The sequence below is a fragment of the Xanthomonas nasturtii genome (genome assembly GCF_023337365.3).
GTDB classification, from domain to species: Bacteria; Pseudomonadota; Gammaproteobacteria; order Xanthomonadales; family Xanthomonadaceae; genus Xanthomonas; species Xanthomonas nasturtii.
The window spans coordinates 2,567,092-2,581,446 of sequence record NZ_CP142084.2 but is presented as its reverse complement, the minus strand read 5'-3'; the positions used below and the strand labels follow the sequence as shown (position 1 = coordinate 2,581,446).

General features: G+C 64.8%; 10 protein-coding genes. All 10 read left to right on the top strand.

The annotated features are described in order from the left end of the window. Nucleotides 1-193 precede the first annotated feature (193 nt). The 10 genes from M3O59_RS11290 (at nt 194) to M3O59_RS11245 (ending at nt 14,275) form a co-directional block, all read left to right on the top strand. The gene (locus tag M3O59_RS11290) at nt 194-493 is read left to right on the top strand and encodes a YciI family protein (RefSeq protein WP_064633493.1); all 300 of its coding nucleotides are present in this window, start codon (nt 194-196) and stop codon (nt 491-493) included. Continuing rightward, nucleotides 490-759, top strand: coding sequence for a BolA family protein (locus M3O59_RS11285; protein WP_116904908.1), 270 nt, complete (start codon nt 490-492; stop codon nt 757-759). The genes M3O59_RS11290 and M3O59_RS11285 overlap by 4 nt, the downstream gene beginning before the upstream one ends. A 387-nt stretch (nt 760-1,146) precedes the next feature. Further along, nucleotides 1,147-2,169 (top strand): LacI family DNA-binding transcriptional regulator, encoded by a 1,023-nt coding sequence (locus tag M3O59_RS11280; RefSeq protein WP_116904907.1) that lies wholly within the window; start codon nt 1,147-1,149, stop codon nt 2,167-2,169. A 135-nt stretch (nt 2,170-2,304) separates the two neighbouring features. Then, nucleotides 2,305-5,283 carry a TonB-dependent receptor gene (locus M3O59_RS11275; RefSeq protein ID WP_116904906.1) on the top strand — a complete coding sequence of 993 codons (2,979 nt, stop codon included), beginning with the start codon at nt 2,305-2,307 and terminating at the stop codon, nt 5,281-5,283. A 101-nt stretch (nt 5,284-5,384) separates the two neighbouring features. Beyond that, on the top strand, nt 5,385-7,022 hold the full coding sequence (locus M3O59_RS11270; RefSeq protein ID WP_064633506.1) for a glucoamylase family protein: 1,638 nt from the start codon (nt 5,385-5,387) through the stop codon (nt 7,020-7,022). Nucleotides 7,023-7,025: 3 nt separating this feature from the next. Further along, entirely contained in the window at nt 7,026-8,396 is a 1,371-nt protein-coding gene (locus M3O59_RS11265; protein WP_116904905.1) for a sugar ABC transporter substrate-binding protein, read from the top strand. Continuing rightward, a complete protein-coding gene (locus M3O59_RS11260; protein WP_116904904.1) occupies nt 8,393-9,277 on the top strand; it encodes a carbohydrate ABC transporter permease in 885 nt (294 codons plus the stop codon). The genes M3O59_RS11265 and M3O59_RS11260 overlap by 4 nt, the downstream gene beginning before the upstream one ends. Next, nucleotides 9,274-10,110 carry a carbohydrate ABC transporter permease gene (locus M3O59_RS11255; RefSeq protein ID WP_047694944.1) on the top strand — a complete coding sequence of 279 codons (837 nt, stop codon included), beginning with the start codon at nt 9,274-9,276 and terminating at the stop codon, nt 10,108-10,110. The genes M3O59_RS11260 and M3O59_RS11255 overlap by 4 nt, the downstream gene beginning before the upstream one ends. A 26-nt stretch (nt 10,111-10,136) precedes the next feature. Further along, the gene (locus M3O59_RS11250) at nt 10,137-13,274 is read left to right on the top strand and encodes a discoidin domain-containing protein (protein WP_181920426.1); all 3,138 of its coding nucleotides are present in this window, start codon (nt 10,137-10,139) and stop codon (nt 13,272-13,274) included. Nucleotides 13,275-13,348: 74 nt separating this feature from the next. Continuing rightward, nucleotides 13,349-14,275 (top strand): endonuclease/exonuclease/phosphatase family protein, encoded by a 927-nt coding sequence (locus tag M3O59_RS11245; protein WP_283161237.1) that lies wholly within the window; start codon nt 13,349-13,351, stop codon nt 14,273-14,275. Nucleotides 14,276-14,355 lie beyond the last annotated feature (80 nt).

Below are 14,355 nucleotides of genomic sequence, written 5' to 3'. Positions count from 1 at the left end.
GGAGGTCGTCTACGCGGGCCGGCGGTGGGCAGCGAATCGGTCGTCGAGAAGGGCGTTCAGCCTGGGCCGACAGGCCGCTGCGTCCGGTTGCGTGTGCAGTGGTGCCAAGGGTAATGCGTGCGCGGGGGCGGTGTCCAGCGCCGACGCGGCTAGAATCGCGAGAGTGATCTTCAAGTCTTGGATGAGGTGGCGTGTGTGGTACGTAATCGAAGGGTATGACCGGGCCGACGCATTGGCCGCGCGGCAGCAGGCGCGGCCGGCGCATCTGGCGCGTTTGCAGGCGCTTGCGGCCGCGGGCCGGCTGCTGGTGGCGGGCCCGTGCCCGGCCATCGATGCCGAAGATCCGGGCCCGGCCGGTTTCAGTGGCAGCGTGGTGATCGCCGAATTCGACGTGCTGGAGGATGCACGCGCCTGGGCCGATGCCGACCCGTATGTGGAAGCGGGCGTGTATACGCGCACCGAGGTCCGTCCGTTCCGCCGGGTACTGCCATGAGCCGGGTCGAGCAGATCCGCGCGGCATTGCAGGCGGCATTGGCCCCCACCGAGCTGGAGGTCGTGGACGACAGCGCCCGGCATGCCGGCCATGCCGGCGCGCGCGACGGGCGTGGGCATTTCAATGTGCGCGTGGTCAGCGCCGCCTTTACCGGCAAGCCGCCATTGGCCCGGCACCGTGCGGTCTATGCGGCAGTGGGCGAGATGATGCAGACCGATATCCATGCCTTGTCGATCGAGGCAATTGCGCCTGGCGAGGCGGTTTAAGCCGAATCGAGAAGACCAAACACCGTCGTGGGAGTGCCCTGGGGCGCGACGGGCCTTACCGGTAAAGCCCGTCGCGCCCCGCGCTCGTCCAGGTCATGAGCACTACAGATCAGGGCGCCCCTGAGCTCGACTGCCTCACCGGTAAGCCATCCTTCGCTCCTAATCAAGGTATTGGCCCAACCCAAGCGTGATCGCCGTTCTCCTTCGCGTGTGGATCCATGGGCGCGCATTTATTGCGCCGCAGCACATTGCTTCACGCCTTCATCACCTGCAGCTATTTGATCTGTAAGCGTTTTCAATGATGTGAAGGCAGGGGTTTACGCCCGCTTATGAAAACGCTTACAGTCCGCGCCAGTTTGGGGAACTCGGTCGCGGAGGGCGACAGGAATGGCCAAGGGTGCGGTCACCATCAAAGATGTCGCTCGGGAAGCGCAGGTCTCCGTTGCAACGGTGTCGCGTGCGCTCAACGGGCACGACAACGTCGCCGCGCCGGTGCGCCAGCAGGTGCTGAAAGTGGCCGAGCGGCTGCGTTACAGCCCGCACGCAGCCGCGCGCAGCCTGAGCAGCCGACGCTCGCAGACCCTGGGCGTGGTGCTGCCGGATCTGTATGGCGAGTTCTTTTCCGAATTGATCCGCGGCATCGACGGTGCGGCGCGTGCGGCCGGCCAGCACTTGCTGGTGTCCAGCTACCACGGCGACCCGGAAGCCCAGGGCAGGGCGCTGCGCTCGATGCGTGGGCGCGTGGATGGCTTGCTGGTGCTGTCGCCCTATGCCGAGCAGCCGGGCTTCCTTACCGACAACCTGCCGCAGTCGCTGCCGACGGTGTTGATCAATGCGCACCTGCCGGGTGCCGACTACCCGGTATTGAGTATCGACGACCATGCCGGTGCCATGGCCATGACCGAGCATCTGCTGCGTGCGGGGCACCGCCGCATCGCCTTCGTCGGTGGCCCGGCGCTGAACTTCGATGCGCGCGAACGACTGCGCGGCTTCCGCGATGCGCTCGCGGCGCACGGCGCGCAGGCGCAGGGCGTGGAGTACCCGGGCGACTTCGACGAAGCCTCCGGCCATCGCGCCGGGCTGGCGATGCTGGCGAAGGGCACGCTGCCGGATGCGGTGTTCGCCGCCAACGACATGACCGCGCTGGGTTGCCTGTACGCCTTCGCCCAGGCCGAGGTGTCGGTGCCCGGCGACGTGGCGCTGGCTGGTTTCGACGATATTCCGTTGGCCCGTTTCGTCCACCCGGCGCTGACCACGATGCGGGTCAGCATTGCCCGGCTGGGCGAGCAGGCGATGACCCGGCTGATGCGCCTGGTCGAGACACCGGGCCGCGATGACGGCATCCGCCAGCTGCTCACCCCCGAACTGGTGATCCGCGCCTCCTGCGGCGCCGGCGAGCCTGGTCCCTGACCTTGCCGGCCCTGCGTTGTCGGGCCGCCGACCCTTTCGCGGGCGTTCTGTCCGCTTCCGCTGCCTCCCAGCGGCTGTTCCTGCACCACTGCACTGCCACAACAACAATCTGTACCGATCCCTGGAGGGACGACCATGCGCCACCACCACCCCCATTCCGCCCGTCCGGCACGCAAACTGCTCAGCCGCGCGCTGGCCAGTTGCCTGCTGCTCGGCGCCGCACCGGCCTTCGCGCAGAGCACCGCTGCGACCATCCGCGGCCAGGTCACCGTTGATGCGGCACCTGCCGCGCAGGCGCAGGTCACTGCCACCAATCTGGCCACCGGCCTGACCCGCACCGTGCAGGTCAGCAACGGCGGCTATTCGGTTGGCGGCCTGCCGCCGGGTTCGTACCGTATCGATGTCACCGCCGACGGCCAGACCAGTTCGCAGAACGTCACCGTGCAGGTCGGCCAGACGGCGACCCTGAACCTGGGTGTCGGTGGCACCCCGGCCACGGCCGACGGTGGTAACGCCACCACGCTGGACGCAGTGCAGGTGAAGGCGCCGCCGGTGCTGGTGGAAACGCGCACCTCCGAAAACGCCACCTACATCTCCAACGTGCAGATCCAGAACCTGCCGCGTGCCACGCGCAACTTCCTGGAACTGGCCGACACCGTGCCGAACGTGCAGTTCACCCGCGACGCCAACGGCACCACCAAGGTACGCTCGGGCGCCACTTCGGCAGAAGGCACCAATGTCTATATCGACGGCGTGAGCCAGAAGAACTACGTGCTGACCGGTGGCGTCAGCGGCCAGGATTCCAGCCGCGGCAACCCGTTCCCGCAGTCGGCGATCGGCGAATACAAGGTCATCACCTCCAACTACAAGGCCGAGTTCGACCAGGTCAGCGGCGCGGCCATCGTGGCCTCGTCCAAGTCCGGTACCAACGATTTCCACGGTAGCTTCTTCTGGGACACCAGCAACGACGGCTGGCGCGAAGAGAGCCCGCTGGAGCAGAAGGCCGGCGTGCGCGACGACTTCGAGGAAACCCAGTACGGCGCCACCTTCAGCGGCCCGATCCTCAAGGACAAGGCGCATTTCTTCATCGCCTATGAAGCCAAGGAATACACCACCCCGAACGTGGTGATCCCCGGCTCGATCTATTCCGACCGCGTCGACCAGCTGCCTGCGCAGCTGCAGCCGCTGGTGGTCACCTCCAGCACGCCGTTCAAGGAAGACCTGTACTTCGGCAAGATCGACTGGACCATCGGCGACAATCACCTGTTCGAGCTGACCGGCAAGTACCGCAAGGAAGACGAACTCAACGACGTCGGCAGCACCTCGACCTACGAGCACGGCAGCATCAACGGGCAGGAAGAAAAGCGCGCCAACCTGCGCTGGCAGTACAGCGGCGCCAACTTCCTCAACGAAGCCAACCTGAGCTACGAGAGCGCGTTCTGGAACCAGGCGCCGATCAACAACGGCAACGGCTACATCCTCAGCTACGCACCGGTGCGCGGCAACGAGACCGACGTGCTGGCGGCGGGCGCGGGCAGCAGCTTCCAGCGCAAGGGGCAGAAGGGCTGGACCTTCCAGGACGACCTGACCTTGAACAGCCTGGAATGGCATGGCGCGCACACCGTCAAGATGGGCGTGAAGTTCAAGAGCATCGATCTGGATTCGACCCAGTTCAACCCGGCCAACCCGCAGTACTACTACAACATCCTCACCGACGTGGAAACGCCGTACCGCGTGCGCTTCGGCGCGCCGCTGGTGGAAGGTGGCGGCTCGGTGGTGTCCAAGAACAAGCAGTACGGCATCTACCTGCAGGACGACTGGGAGGTCAACGAGCACTGGACCCTGAACCTGGGCGTGCGCTACGACTACGAAGAAACCCCGGCATTCCTGGACTTCGTGACCCCGTCGGACGTGGCCGGTGCACTGCAGAACTGGCCCAACCTGCAAAACGCCAACTACAACATCAACAACTTCATCAGCACCGGCAACAACCGCAAGGCGTTCAAGAATGCCTGGCAGCCGCGTCTGGGCGCCTCGTATGACCTGTTCGGCGACCAGGCGCATGTGATCTATGGCGGCGCCGGCCGTGCCTACGATCGCAACATCTTCGATTACCTGGCCCTGGAACAGCTCAACAACTCCTTCAAGTCGTATAGCTATTACTTCACCAGCGCCAACAACGGCGCGTGCCTGGGCGACCCGTGCACGGCGTGGAATCCGGCCTACAACACCCAGGACGGGCTCGATGCACTGGCGGCGACCAGCGCTGGCGGCGGTGGGCGCGAGATCTATCTGATCGACAACAACATCAAGACGCCGTACTCCGACCAATTCAGCATCGGCATGCGCAACATGGTGCCGCTGTGGGGCCAGGACTGGTTCACCGACGTAACCCTGAGCCGCATCGAGAGCCACGACGGCTTTGCCTTCGTGCGCGGCAACCGCCTGCCGGACGGCACCTTCTTCCAGCCGGGCACCACCTCGGGCGTGCCGACCGACGGCCCGGACGGCTACAGCGCCATCGTGCTGGGCACCAATGGCGTGGAAACCCGCAACAACCAGCTCGCCCTGCAGATCGAAAAGCCCTTCGATGAAGCATCCGGCTGGGGCCTGACCGTGGCCTACACCTATTCCGATGCCAAGGAGAACCGCCAGTTCGGCGAGCATTACGCGCTGGACCGCGAACGCATCGAAGACTATGGCTGGCGTGAGGCCGGCGGCATCGCCAAGAACCGCCTGGTGGTGACCGGTATCTACGAGCTGCCGTACGAGATCAAGCTGTCCGGCAAGCTGTCGCTGGCCAGCCAGACCGCGCGCTATGGCCAGAATTGCCTTGCCGGCAACGACCAATGCGACATCATCCAGTTCAAGCCGGATGGCACGCTGGGCTACAAGGAATTCAGCATCGCCGCCAATAAAGAATGGGATACCGGCGGCGGTGTCAAATTCAACGTGCGTGCGGATATCCTCAACGTGTTCAATTGGGTGAACTACGCCAACTTTAACGGCGAGACCGGGACACTCGGAGACTTGAACACGGCTTACGGCACACCGACCGGTGTGCTGGCGTCGCCGATGCGCACCTTCCGTCTGGCCTTCGGCCTGAACTGGTGAGGTGCTCGACCGCTCTGGCAGATGCCAGGGCGGTCGAACTCGGCGCTTGGATAGGGTAGGTTGGCGTGCGAGATGTAATCGATTACACAAGTGGGGGGCGGATGGACAGGGGCAACACGTCGCATTGGTTGATGATTTCACTCTTGCTGGGTGCGCTGGTACTGGCGTCCTGCAAGCAGGCCGAGGAACCCAAGGTGGCCGAAAAGAAGGCGCCGGTAAAAGTCATTCTGGTGGAAGCGCAACTGCCGCCCAAGCCGGTCAAGCCGCCGCTGCCGCCGCTGTTTTCGGATATCGAGCGCCGTACCTTCCAGTTTTTCTGGGACACCACCAACGAACTCAACGGACTGGCGCCGGATCGGTTTCCGTCGCGCCCGTTCGCCAGCATCGCCTCGGTCGGCTTTGCGCTCACCGCGTATCCGATCGGCATCGAAAACGGTTGGGTCAGTCGCAATCAGGCGATCGACCGCACCCTGACCACGCTGAAATTCTTCCGCGACGCGCCGATGGGGCCGCAGAAGACCGGTCGCGCAGGCTACAAAGGTTTCTACTACCACTTTCTGGACATGCAGCAGGGCAACCGTTACGACAGCTGGGTCGAGCTATCGAGCGTGGACACCGCGCTGCTGATGATGGGCGTGTTGTTCACCCAGTCGTATTACGACGGCGACGACCCGCGCGAAAAGGAGATCCGCCAGATTGCCGACACGCTCTACAAGCGCGTGGACTGGCGCTGGCTGCAACAGCGTGCGCCGCTGATCTCGATGGGCTGGTTCCCCGAAAGCGGCTTCATCGACCACGACTGGATGGGCTACAACGAGGCGATGATGCTGTACATCCTTGCGCTGGGCTCGCCCACCCACGGCGTCGACCCGGAAGCGTGGACCAGCTGGACCCGCACCTACAACAACGACTGGGGCGTCTACCAGGGCCAGGAATACCTGTCCTTCGGCCCCTTGTTCGGCCACCAATACAGCCATGTCTGGATCGATTTCCGCGATATCCAGGACCAGTACATGCGCGAACGCGGCATCGACTATTTCCTCAACAGCCGCCGCGCCACCCTGGCGCAGCGCGACTACGCCATCGACAACCCGATGAAGTGGAAGGACTACGGAGAAAACGTCTGGGGCCTGACCGCCGGCGACGGCCCACAGAACACCAGCCAGGAATACCGTGGCGAGCAGCGCCAGTTCCGCCATTACTCCTCGCGCGGCGCCGGCCTGCGCGAGAACTTCGACGACGGCACCATCGCACCGACCGCGGCCATCTCCTCGATCGTGTTCGCCCCGGAAGTGGTGATCCCGGCCACCGAGGAAATGCACAAACGCTACGGCGACTTCCTGTATTCCAGCTATGGCTTCCTGGATTCGTTCAACCCCAGCTTCAACTACGACATCCCGCTCAAGACCGGGCGCATGGTGCCGGACCGCGGCTGGGTGGCCAGCGACTACATCGCCATCGACCAGGGCCCGATCCTGGCGATGATCGCCAACTACCAGAACGAATTCGTCTGGAACGTGATGAAGAAGAACGCCTACATCCGCGCCGGCCTGGAACGCGCCGGCTTCACCGGTGGCTGGTTGACGCCGGAAGGCGAGCCGCAGCAGGCGCCGCAAAAAGATGAGCAAAAAGCCGCCGCACGCGCGCTGGGCATGGCCGAATCGCGCGCCGCCGCCGCCCAGGCCCAGCAAGACCCCTCGCAACGCCAAAACTCCACGCAACGCCCCAAACCCGAGTAATCCGTGCGCCTTTTGAAACTGTTGATGTTGGCCGCCGCCCTGTGTGCAGGTGCGGCGGGATGTGACCGCTCCGATCCGGCCAAGACCACCGTGCGCTTCTGGGCGATGGGCAAGGAGGCCGAAGTGGTGGCCGAGCTGGTGGCCGACTTCGAGAAGCAGAACCCGGACATCCAGGTCGATGTGCAGAACATCCCGATGACCGCGGCACACGAAAAGCTGCTGACCGCCTTCGCCGCGGACGGCCTGCCGGATGTGTGCCAGCTCGGCAACACCTGGCTGCCGGAATTCGCCTTGCTGGATACGCTGGAGCCGATGCAGCCGTTCGTGGCGCGCTCGAAGATTGTTGACCAAGCCGACTATTTCCCCGGTGTGTGGGACACCAATGTGGTCGACGGCACCTTGTACGGGGTGCCGTGGTATGTGGATACGCGCCTGCTGTTCTACCGCAAGGACCTGCTGCGCGAGGCCGGCTACAGCGAAATGCCCAAGACCTGGGCCGAGATGGAACAGGTGATGGCCGCGATCAAGCGCAAGGTCGGCCCGGACCGCTTTGCCATCCTGATGCCGCTCAACGAATTCGAGCAGCAGCTCTCGTTTGCGTTACAACAGGACGACCGCCTGCTGCGCGACCACGACAATTACGGCAACTTCCGCGGCGCCGGCTTCCGCAAGGCGCTGGCGTTCTACGACGGCATGTACCAGAAGGGCTGGGCGCCGAAGGTGTCCGAGACCCAGGTGTCCAACGTCTGGTACGAATTCTTCAACGGTTACTACGCGTTCTATCTGTCCGGCCCCTGGAACGTGCGCGAGTTCAAGCTGCGCCAGCCGCCGGGCATGGAAGGCACGTGGGGCACCGCGCCGTTGCCGGGTCCCAATGGCCTGGGCGCGGGCATTGCCGGCGGCTCCAGCCTGGTGATCTTCAAGTCGTCCCAGCACAAGGGCGCCAGCTGGAAGCTGATCGAATACCTGTCGCAGCCGCAGGTACAGGCGCGCTTCCACGCCATCATCGGCGACCTGCCGCCGCGCCGCAGTACCTGGAAGCTGCCGTCGTTGGCCAACGACGAACTGGCGCATGCCTTCGGCGACCAGCTCGAGCGGGTCAAGGCCACGCCCAAGGTGCTGGAGTGGGAGCGCATCGTGCAGGAAATGCGCCTGGTGACCGAACGCGTGGTGCGCGGCGGTCAATCGCACGAAGCCGCCGCGCAGGAGCTGGATCAACGCGTGGACGACATCCTGGCCAAGCGCCGCTGGATTTTTGAACAGGAAGGCGGGCATGTCGGCCCGGCCGGTGGATCGGCCACACCCGCAGTGACGCCGTCTGCTGCAGAAACCGTCACGCCAGCCGCCGCCGCGGGCCGGGGAGCCGCACGATGATCAAGCGCAATTCCGTCGCCGGCTGGGTGTTCGCCGCGCCGTCGATCATGGTGCTCGGCATGTTCTTCGGCGTGCCGGTGTTTGCCGCGCTGGTGCTCAGTGTCACCGACTTCGACCTGTACGCACTGGCCGACAGCAGCCATCTGCGCTTCGTCGGTCTGGGCAACTACATCGAGCTGCTGCAGACGCCGCTGTTCTGGAAGTCGTTGTGGAACACCACGTATTTCGTGCTGCTGGGCGTGCCGATGTCGATCGGTGTGTCGCTGGGCGCGGCCCTGCTGCTCAACGCCAAGGCCTCGCGCTTCAAGGCGCTGTTCCGCACCGCCCTGTTCGCCCCGGTGGTGACCACGCTGGTGGCGGTCGCGGTGATCTGGCGTTACCTGTTCCACATCAAATATGGCCTGGTGAACTTCGGCCTCAGCCATCTGGGCATCGCTCCGATCGACTGGCTGGGCGACCCGCGCTGGGCAATGCCCACCATCATGCTGTTCGCGGTGTGGAAGAACTTCGGCTACAACATGGTGATCTTCCTGGCCGGGCTGCAGGCGATCCCGCAAGACCTGTACGAGGCCGCGCGCATCGACGGCGCCTCGCGCTGGAAGCAGTTCCTGCACATCACCTTGCCGATGCTCGGCCCGGTGTTGATGGTGGTCGGGGTGATCACCATTTCCGGCTATTTCCAGCTGTTTGCCGAACCCTACGTGATGACCCGCGGCGACCCGCTGCAAAGCACCGTCAGCGTGCTGTATTTCATGTTCGAAGAAGGCTTCAAATGGTGGAACCTCGGCCGTGCATCGGCGGTGGCGTTCCTGTTGTTCCTGATCATTCTGGCGGTGACCACCGTGATGTTGCGCTTTGGCCGCAAGAAGGACCTGATATGAGCCGTGATGTCGGCGAGTCGCGCTGGAATGCCGTGCTGGTCAACGGCGGCCTGCTGGTGCTGGCCCTGATCAGCCTGGCGCCGCTGCTGTGGATGCTGTCGGTGTCGTTCATGCCCACTGGCGAGGCCAGCCGGTTTCCGCCGCCGATGCTGCCCTCGGCGTTTACCACCGCCAATTACCACGAGCTGTTTGCACGCACCGGCATGGCGCGCAACTTCGCCAACAGCCTGCTGGTCTCCGGGCTGATCACGCTGGGCTCGCTGCTGATCAACACCATGGCCGGCTACGCGTTCGCCAAGCTGCAGTTCGTCGGCCGCGAGCGCATCTTCAAAATCCTGATGGCCGCGCTGGTGATCCCGGCGCAGGTGGCGATGCTGCCGCTGTTCCTGTTGATGAAGCAGCTGCATCTGGTCAACAACATCGGCGGGGTGGTGGTGCCGGCGCTGGCCACGGTGTTCGGCATCTTCCTGGTGCGCCAGTACGCGCGCAGCATTCCCGATGAATTGATCGAAGCCGCACGCATCGATGGCGCCAGCGAAATGCGCATCTTCTTCCAGATCGTGCTGCCGATGCTCAAGCCGGTGTTGGTCACCTTGACCATCTTCACTTTCATGGGTTCGTGGAACGACTTCATGTGGCCGCTGATCGTGCTGACCGACCAGGAGCAGTACACCTTGCCGGTGGCGCTGGCGGCGCTGTCGCGCGAGCACATCATGGATGTGGAGCTGATGATGGCAGGTGCGGTGGTGACGGTGATTCCGGTGCTGCTATTGTTCCTGGCGCTGCAGCGTTACTACATCCAAGGTCTTCTGCTGGGGAGTGTGAAGGGGTGAAACCAGTGTTCCTGCGACTGTGTGCCATGGCCGCTTTCGTCACGTCTGCGGGCGCGGCGCAGGCGCAGGAGCGTGTGCTCGACGGCTTCAACGACATCGGCGCCTGGCGCCTGGTGGTGTCCAACCAGGTCAGCGGCTCGCTGCGCACGGTGGCAACGCCTTCCGGTGGGCGTGCCTTGTGCCTGGACTACAACTTCAACGGCGTCTCCGGCTATGTCGGCATCCGCCGCACGCTGCCGCTCGACTACCCCGAGAACTACCGCATCGGGTTTTCGCTGCGGGGCGAATCGCCGTCCAACGATCTGCAGCTCAAGCTGATCGATGCCAGCGGCGACAACGTGTGGTGGGTCAACCGGCCGGGCTTCAATTTCCCGAAGAACTGGACCACCTTCAACTACCGCAAGCGCAATATCGAAAAGGCCTGGGGGCCTGGTGCGGACAAGCAACTGCGCAGCAGCGCGGATGTCGAGTTCACCGTCTACAACAAGGTGGGTGGCAAGGGCTCGGTGTGCTTCGACCGCCTGACGCTGACCCCGCTGCCGCCGGAAGACACCTCGCCGCTCAAGGCCGAAGCGATCACCGATACTGCGCCGGCCTTGGAGCAGCGCCTGGCCGATGGCAAGCCCGACACCTTCTGGCTCAGCGGGGCGGTCAAGCAACAGACCGTCACGCTGGATCTGGGCAAGCTACGCGAATTCGGTGGCGCGGTGGTGCAGTGGGTGCCCGGCCTGCAGGCCTCGCAATACGCGGTGCGTGCATCGGCCGATGGCCGCAGTTGGCGCGATCTGCGCACCGTCAGCGCCGGTGCGGGTGGTACCGATTGGCTGGCGTTGCCCGATACCGAGGCGCGCTACCTGCGCTTGGACCTCAAGGACGGCCCCAACTGGCGCTATGGCATCAAGGAAGTGCAGCTGCAGCCGTTGGCATTTGCGGCAACGCCGAATGATTTCATCAAGTCGCTCGCCGCACAGCTGCCGCGCGGCAGCTACCCGCGCGGGTTCTCCGGCGAGCAGCCGTACTGGACCATCATCGGTCTGGACGGCGGTACCGAGCAGGGCCTGATCGGCGAAGACGGTGCAGTGGAAGTGGGCAAGGGCGGTTTCAGCATCGAACCGTTCGTAGTCACCGGCGGCAAAGTGCTGCATTGGTCAGACGTCAGCAGCGAGCAGAGCCTGCAGGACGACTACCTGCCAATCCCCAGCGTCGACTGGCATCACGACCTGATGAATCTGCGCGTCACCGCCTTCGTACAGGGCACGCCGGATCACGCGCAACTGGTCGCGCGCTATCAGCTGCATAACACCGGCAAGCAGGCGCGTGATTTCACCCTGGCCCTGGGGGTGCGTCCGTTCCAGGTCAACCCGCCGTCGCAGTTCCTCAACACCCTGGGGGGCGTCAGTCGTATCGAACAACTGGGGGTGGACGGCGCTCAGGTCAGCGTCAACGGCAAGCCGCGTGTGTTCGCCGTGCAGCGGCCGGATGCCGGCTTTGCCAGCGCCTTCGACAGCGGCATGGATGTCAGCCATCTCACCGCCGCCACGCCGCCCACCGTCACCCAGGTCAAGGACGAAACCGGCCTGGCCTCGGGCGTGCTGCTGTATCGCTGGACGCTGGAGCCCGGGCAGACGCGAGACGTGGCGCTGGTGATCCCGCAGACCGGCGCCGCGGAACTGCCCGCCGGTTTCGATGCCGATACGGCGCAACAAAAAGTGGCGCAGCAATGGCGCGGCAAGCTCGATCGCGTGCGCATCAGCGTGCCGGCCGAAGGTAAGCCGGTAGTCGATACCTTGCGTACGGCGCTGGCGCATATGCTGATTTCGCGCATCGGCCCGCGTCTGCAGCCGGGCACGCGCTCGTACTCGCGCAGCTGGATCCGCGACGGCGCGATGATTTCCGAAGGGCTGCTGCGGCTGGGTCGCGAAGATGTCGTGCGCGACTATGTCGACTGGTTTGCGCCGTTCCAGTTCGCCGACGGCATGGTGCCGTGCTGCGTGGACGACCGCGGTAGCGACCCGGTGCCGGAAAACGATAGCCATGGCGAGCTGATCTACAACATCGCCGAGTACTACCGCTATACCGGCGACAGGCCTTTCCTGGAAAAGATGTGGCCGCACGTCACCGGCGCCTACGACTACATGGAAAAGCTGCGCGCCAGCGAACGCACCGAAGACAACTTCATGCGTAATCCGGCCTTCTACGGAATGATGCCGGTGTCGATCAGCCATGAGGGCTATTCGGCCAAGCCGGTGCATTCGTACTGGGACAACTTCTGGGCGCTGCGCGGCTACAAGGACGCCACCATGCTGGCCGGCGTGCTCGACAAGCCCGATGAGGTCGCTCGGTTCGGTGCCGCACGCGATGAGTTCAGTGGCGACCTGATCGCCTCGCTCGGTGCAGCGGTGCGTCAGCACAACCTCGATTTCCTGCCAGGCTCGGCCGAGCTGGGCGATTTCGACGCCACCTCCACCACCATCGCGCTGACCCCGGGGGGCGAGCAGCAGCGCCTGCCGCAGGAGTTGCTGACCAACACCTTCGAGCGCTACTGGAAAGAGTTTTCCGACCGCCGCGACGGCAAGCGCGAATGGAAGGACTACACGCCGTACGAGTGGCGCAACGTGGCTGCCTTCGTCCGGCTGGGCTGGCGCGAGCGTGCCTGGGACGCGACTGCGTTCTTCTTCAAGGACCGCGCGCCGCAGCCCTGGAACCAGTGGGCCGAAGTGGTTTCGCGCACCCCGCGCACGCCGTTCTTCGTCGGTGACCTGCCGCACGCCTGGGTGGCCTCGGACTTCGTCCGCTCGGTGCTGGACATGTTTGCCTACACCCGCGAATCCGACCAGAGCATCGTGATTGCCGCCGGCACGCCGACGCGCTGGTTCGAGGGCAAGGGTATCGGTATTGCCGAACTGCGCACGCCGTATGGCCGTCTCAACTACAGCTTGCAGCGCAGCGAGAAACAGCTGCAACTGCAGCTGCAACCGGGCTTGCTGATGCCGCCGGGTGGTGTGGTGTTTGGGTGGCCTTACCAGGGCGAACCGGGCAAGGCCAGCGTCAACGGCGAATCGGTCGAGTGGCAGAACGGCGAGCTGCGCATCCAGCAACTACCGGCCACGGTGCAGATCGATGTGCCCAGCGCGGTGCGGCGGGCCGAGAAGGCCGCGCAATGATCCGCACGCCTTGTCAGGGACGGGCAGGGCAGTGGTGCCGTCGTGCCTACCAGTGCACCGCGGTCGCGCTACTGATGGCGTGGTGTGTGGCTGTGCAGGCAGACCCGGCACCGCAGCATGCCAAGGCGCGCCCAGACAATGACAGCAGCCAGACCCCTGCACTTGCAGCTGCCAAGCAAACCGCTGCTGGCCCTGGCGTGCCCGCGCGCGAAATCACCCTGGTCACGCTCAACCTGCATCACGACCGCGAAGACTGGCCGGCTCGTCGCGCCTTTATCGCCAAGCAGCTCAGGCAGCTGGCGCCAGATGTGATCGCGTTGCAGGAAGTCATCGAGCGGCGCGGCAGCGTCGACAATCAGGCCGCGTGGCTGGCACGCAAGTTGGGCTACGCGGTCATCTTCGTCTCGGTCGATCCCGTGGGTGCGCCCAAGCGTTATGGCAATGCGTTGCTCAGCCGGCGCAAGGTGCTCGCACGCCATGAGCGCCTGCTGCAGCCGCTGGACGACTATCGTGTTGCCGCGCATCTGCAGGTGGATGTCGACGGCCAACCGCTCAATGTCTACGTCACTCATCTCAACGAACGCGCCGATGCGCGCGGCACCGCCACGCGCACGCGCCAGGTCGCCGACCTGCTGGAGTTCATCGCGTCCACGAGCGCGCAGGCACCGGTGGTGATTGCCGGCGACTTCAACACCGCCGCCGACACCCTCGATCTGGAGGCGCTACGCAAAGGCTATGGCGACAGCTACGGCAGCGTGCATCGCAATAGCGATGCCACGGTCAGCACCTTGAACATGCATGTGTTCGACACGCCGGCGCGGATCGACCACGTCTTCTTCCAGCAGAACCGCCTGCTGGCGCGCGAAGCGCGCATCCTGTTCGACACCCCGTATGCCGAAGGGCGCTGGGCCTCGGATCACTACGGCGTCTGGGTACGCCTGCAGCTCGCGCCACAGGCGCAGTCCGCGCCGTGGCCGCGCGCAAGCGATCGAATGCCGTAGGAGCGCACCCGGGCGCGATGGGGCATTACCGGTAACGCCCCATCGCGCCCGGGTGCGCTCCTACGAGCAGCAGATTGCAG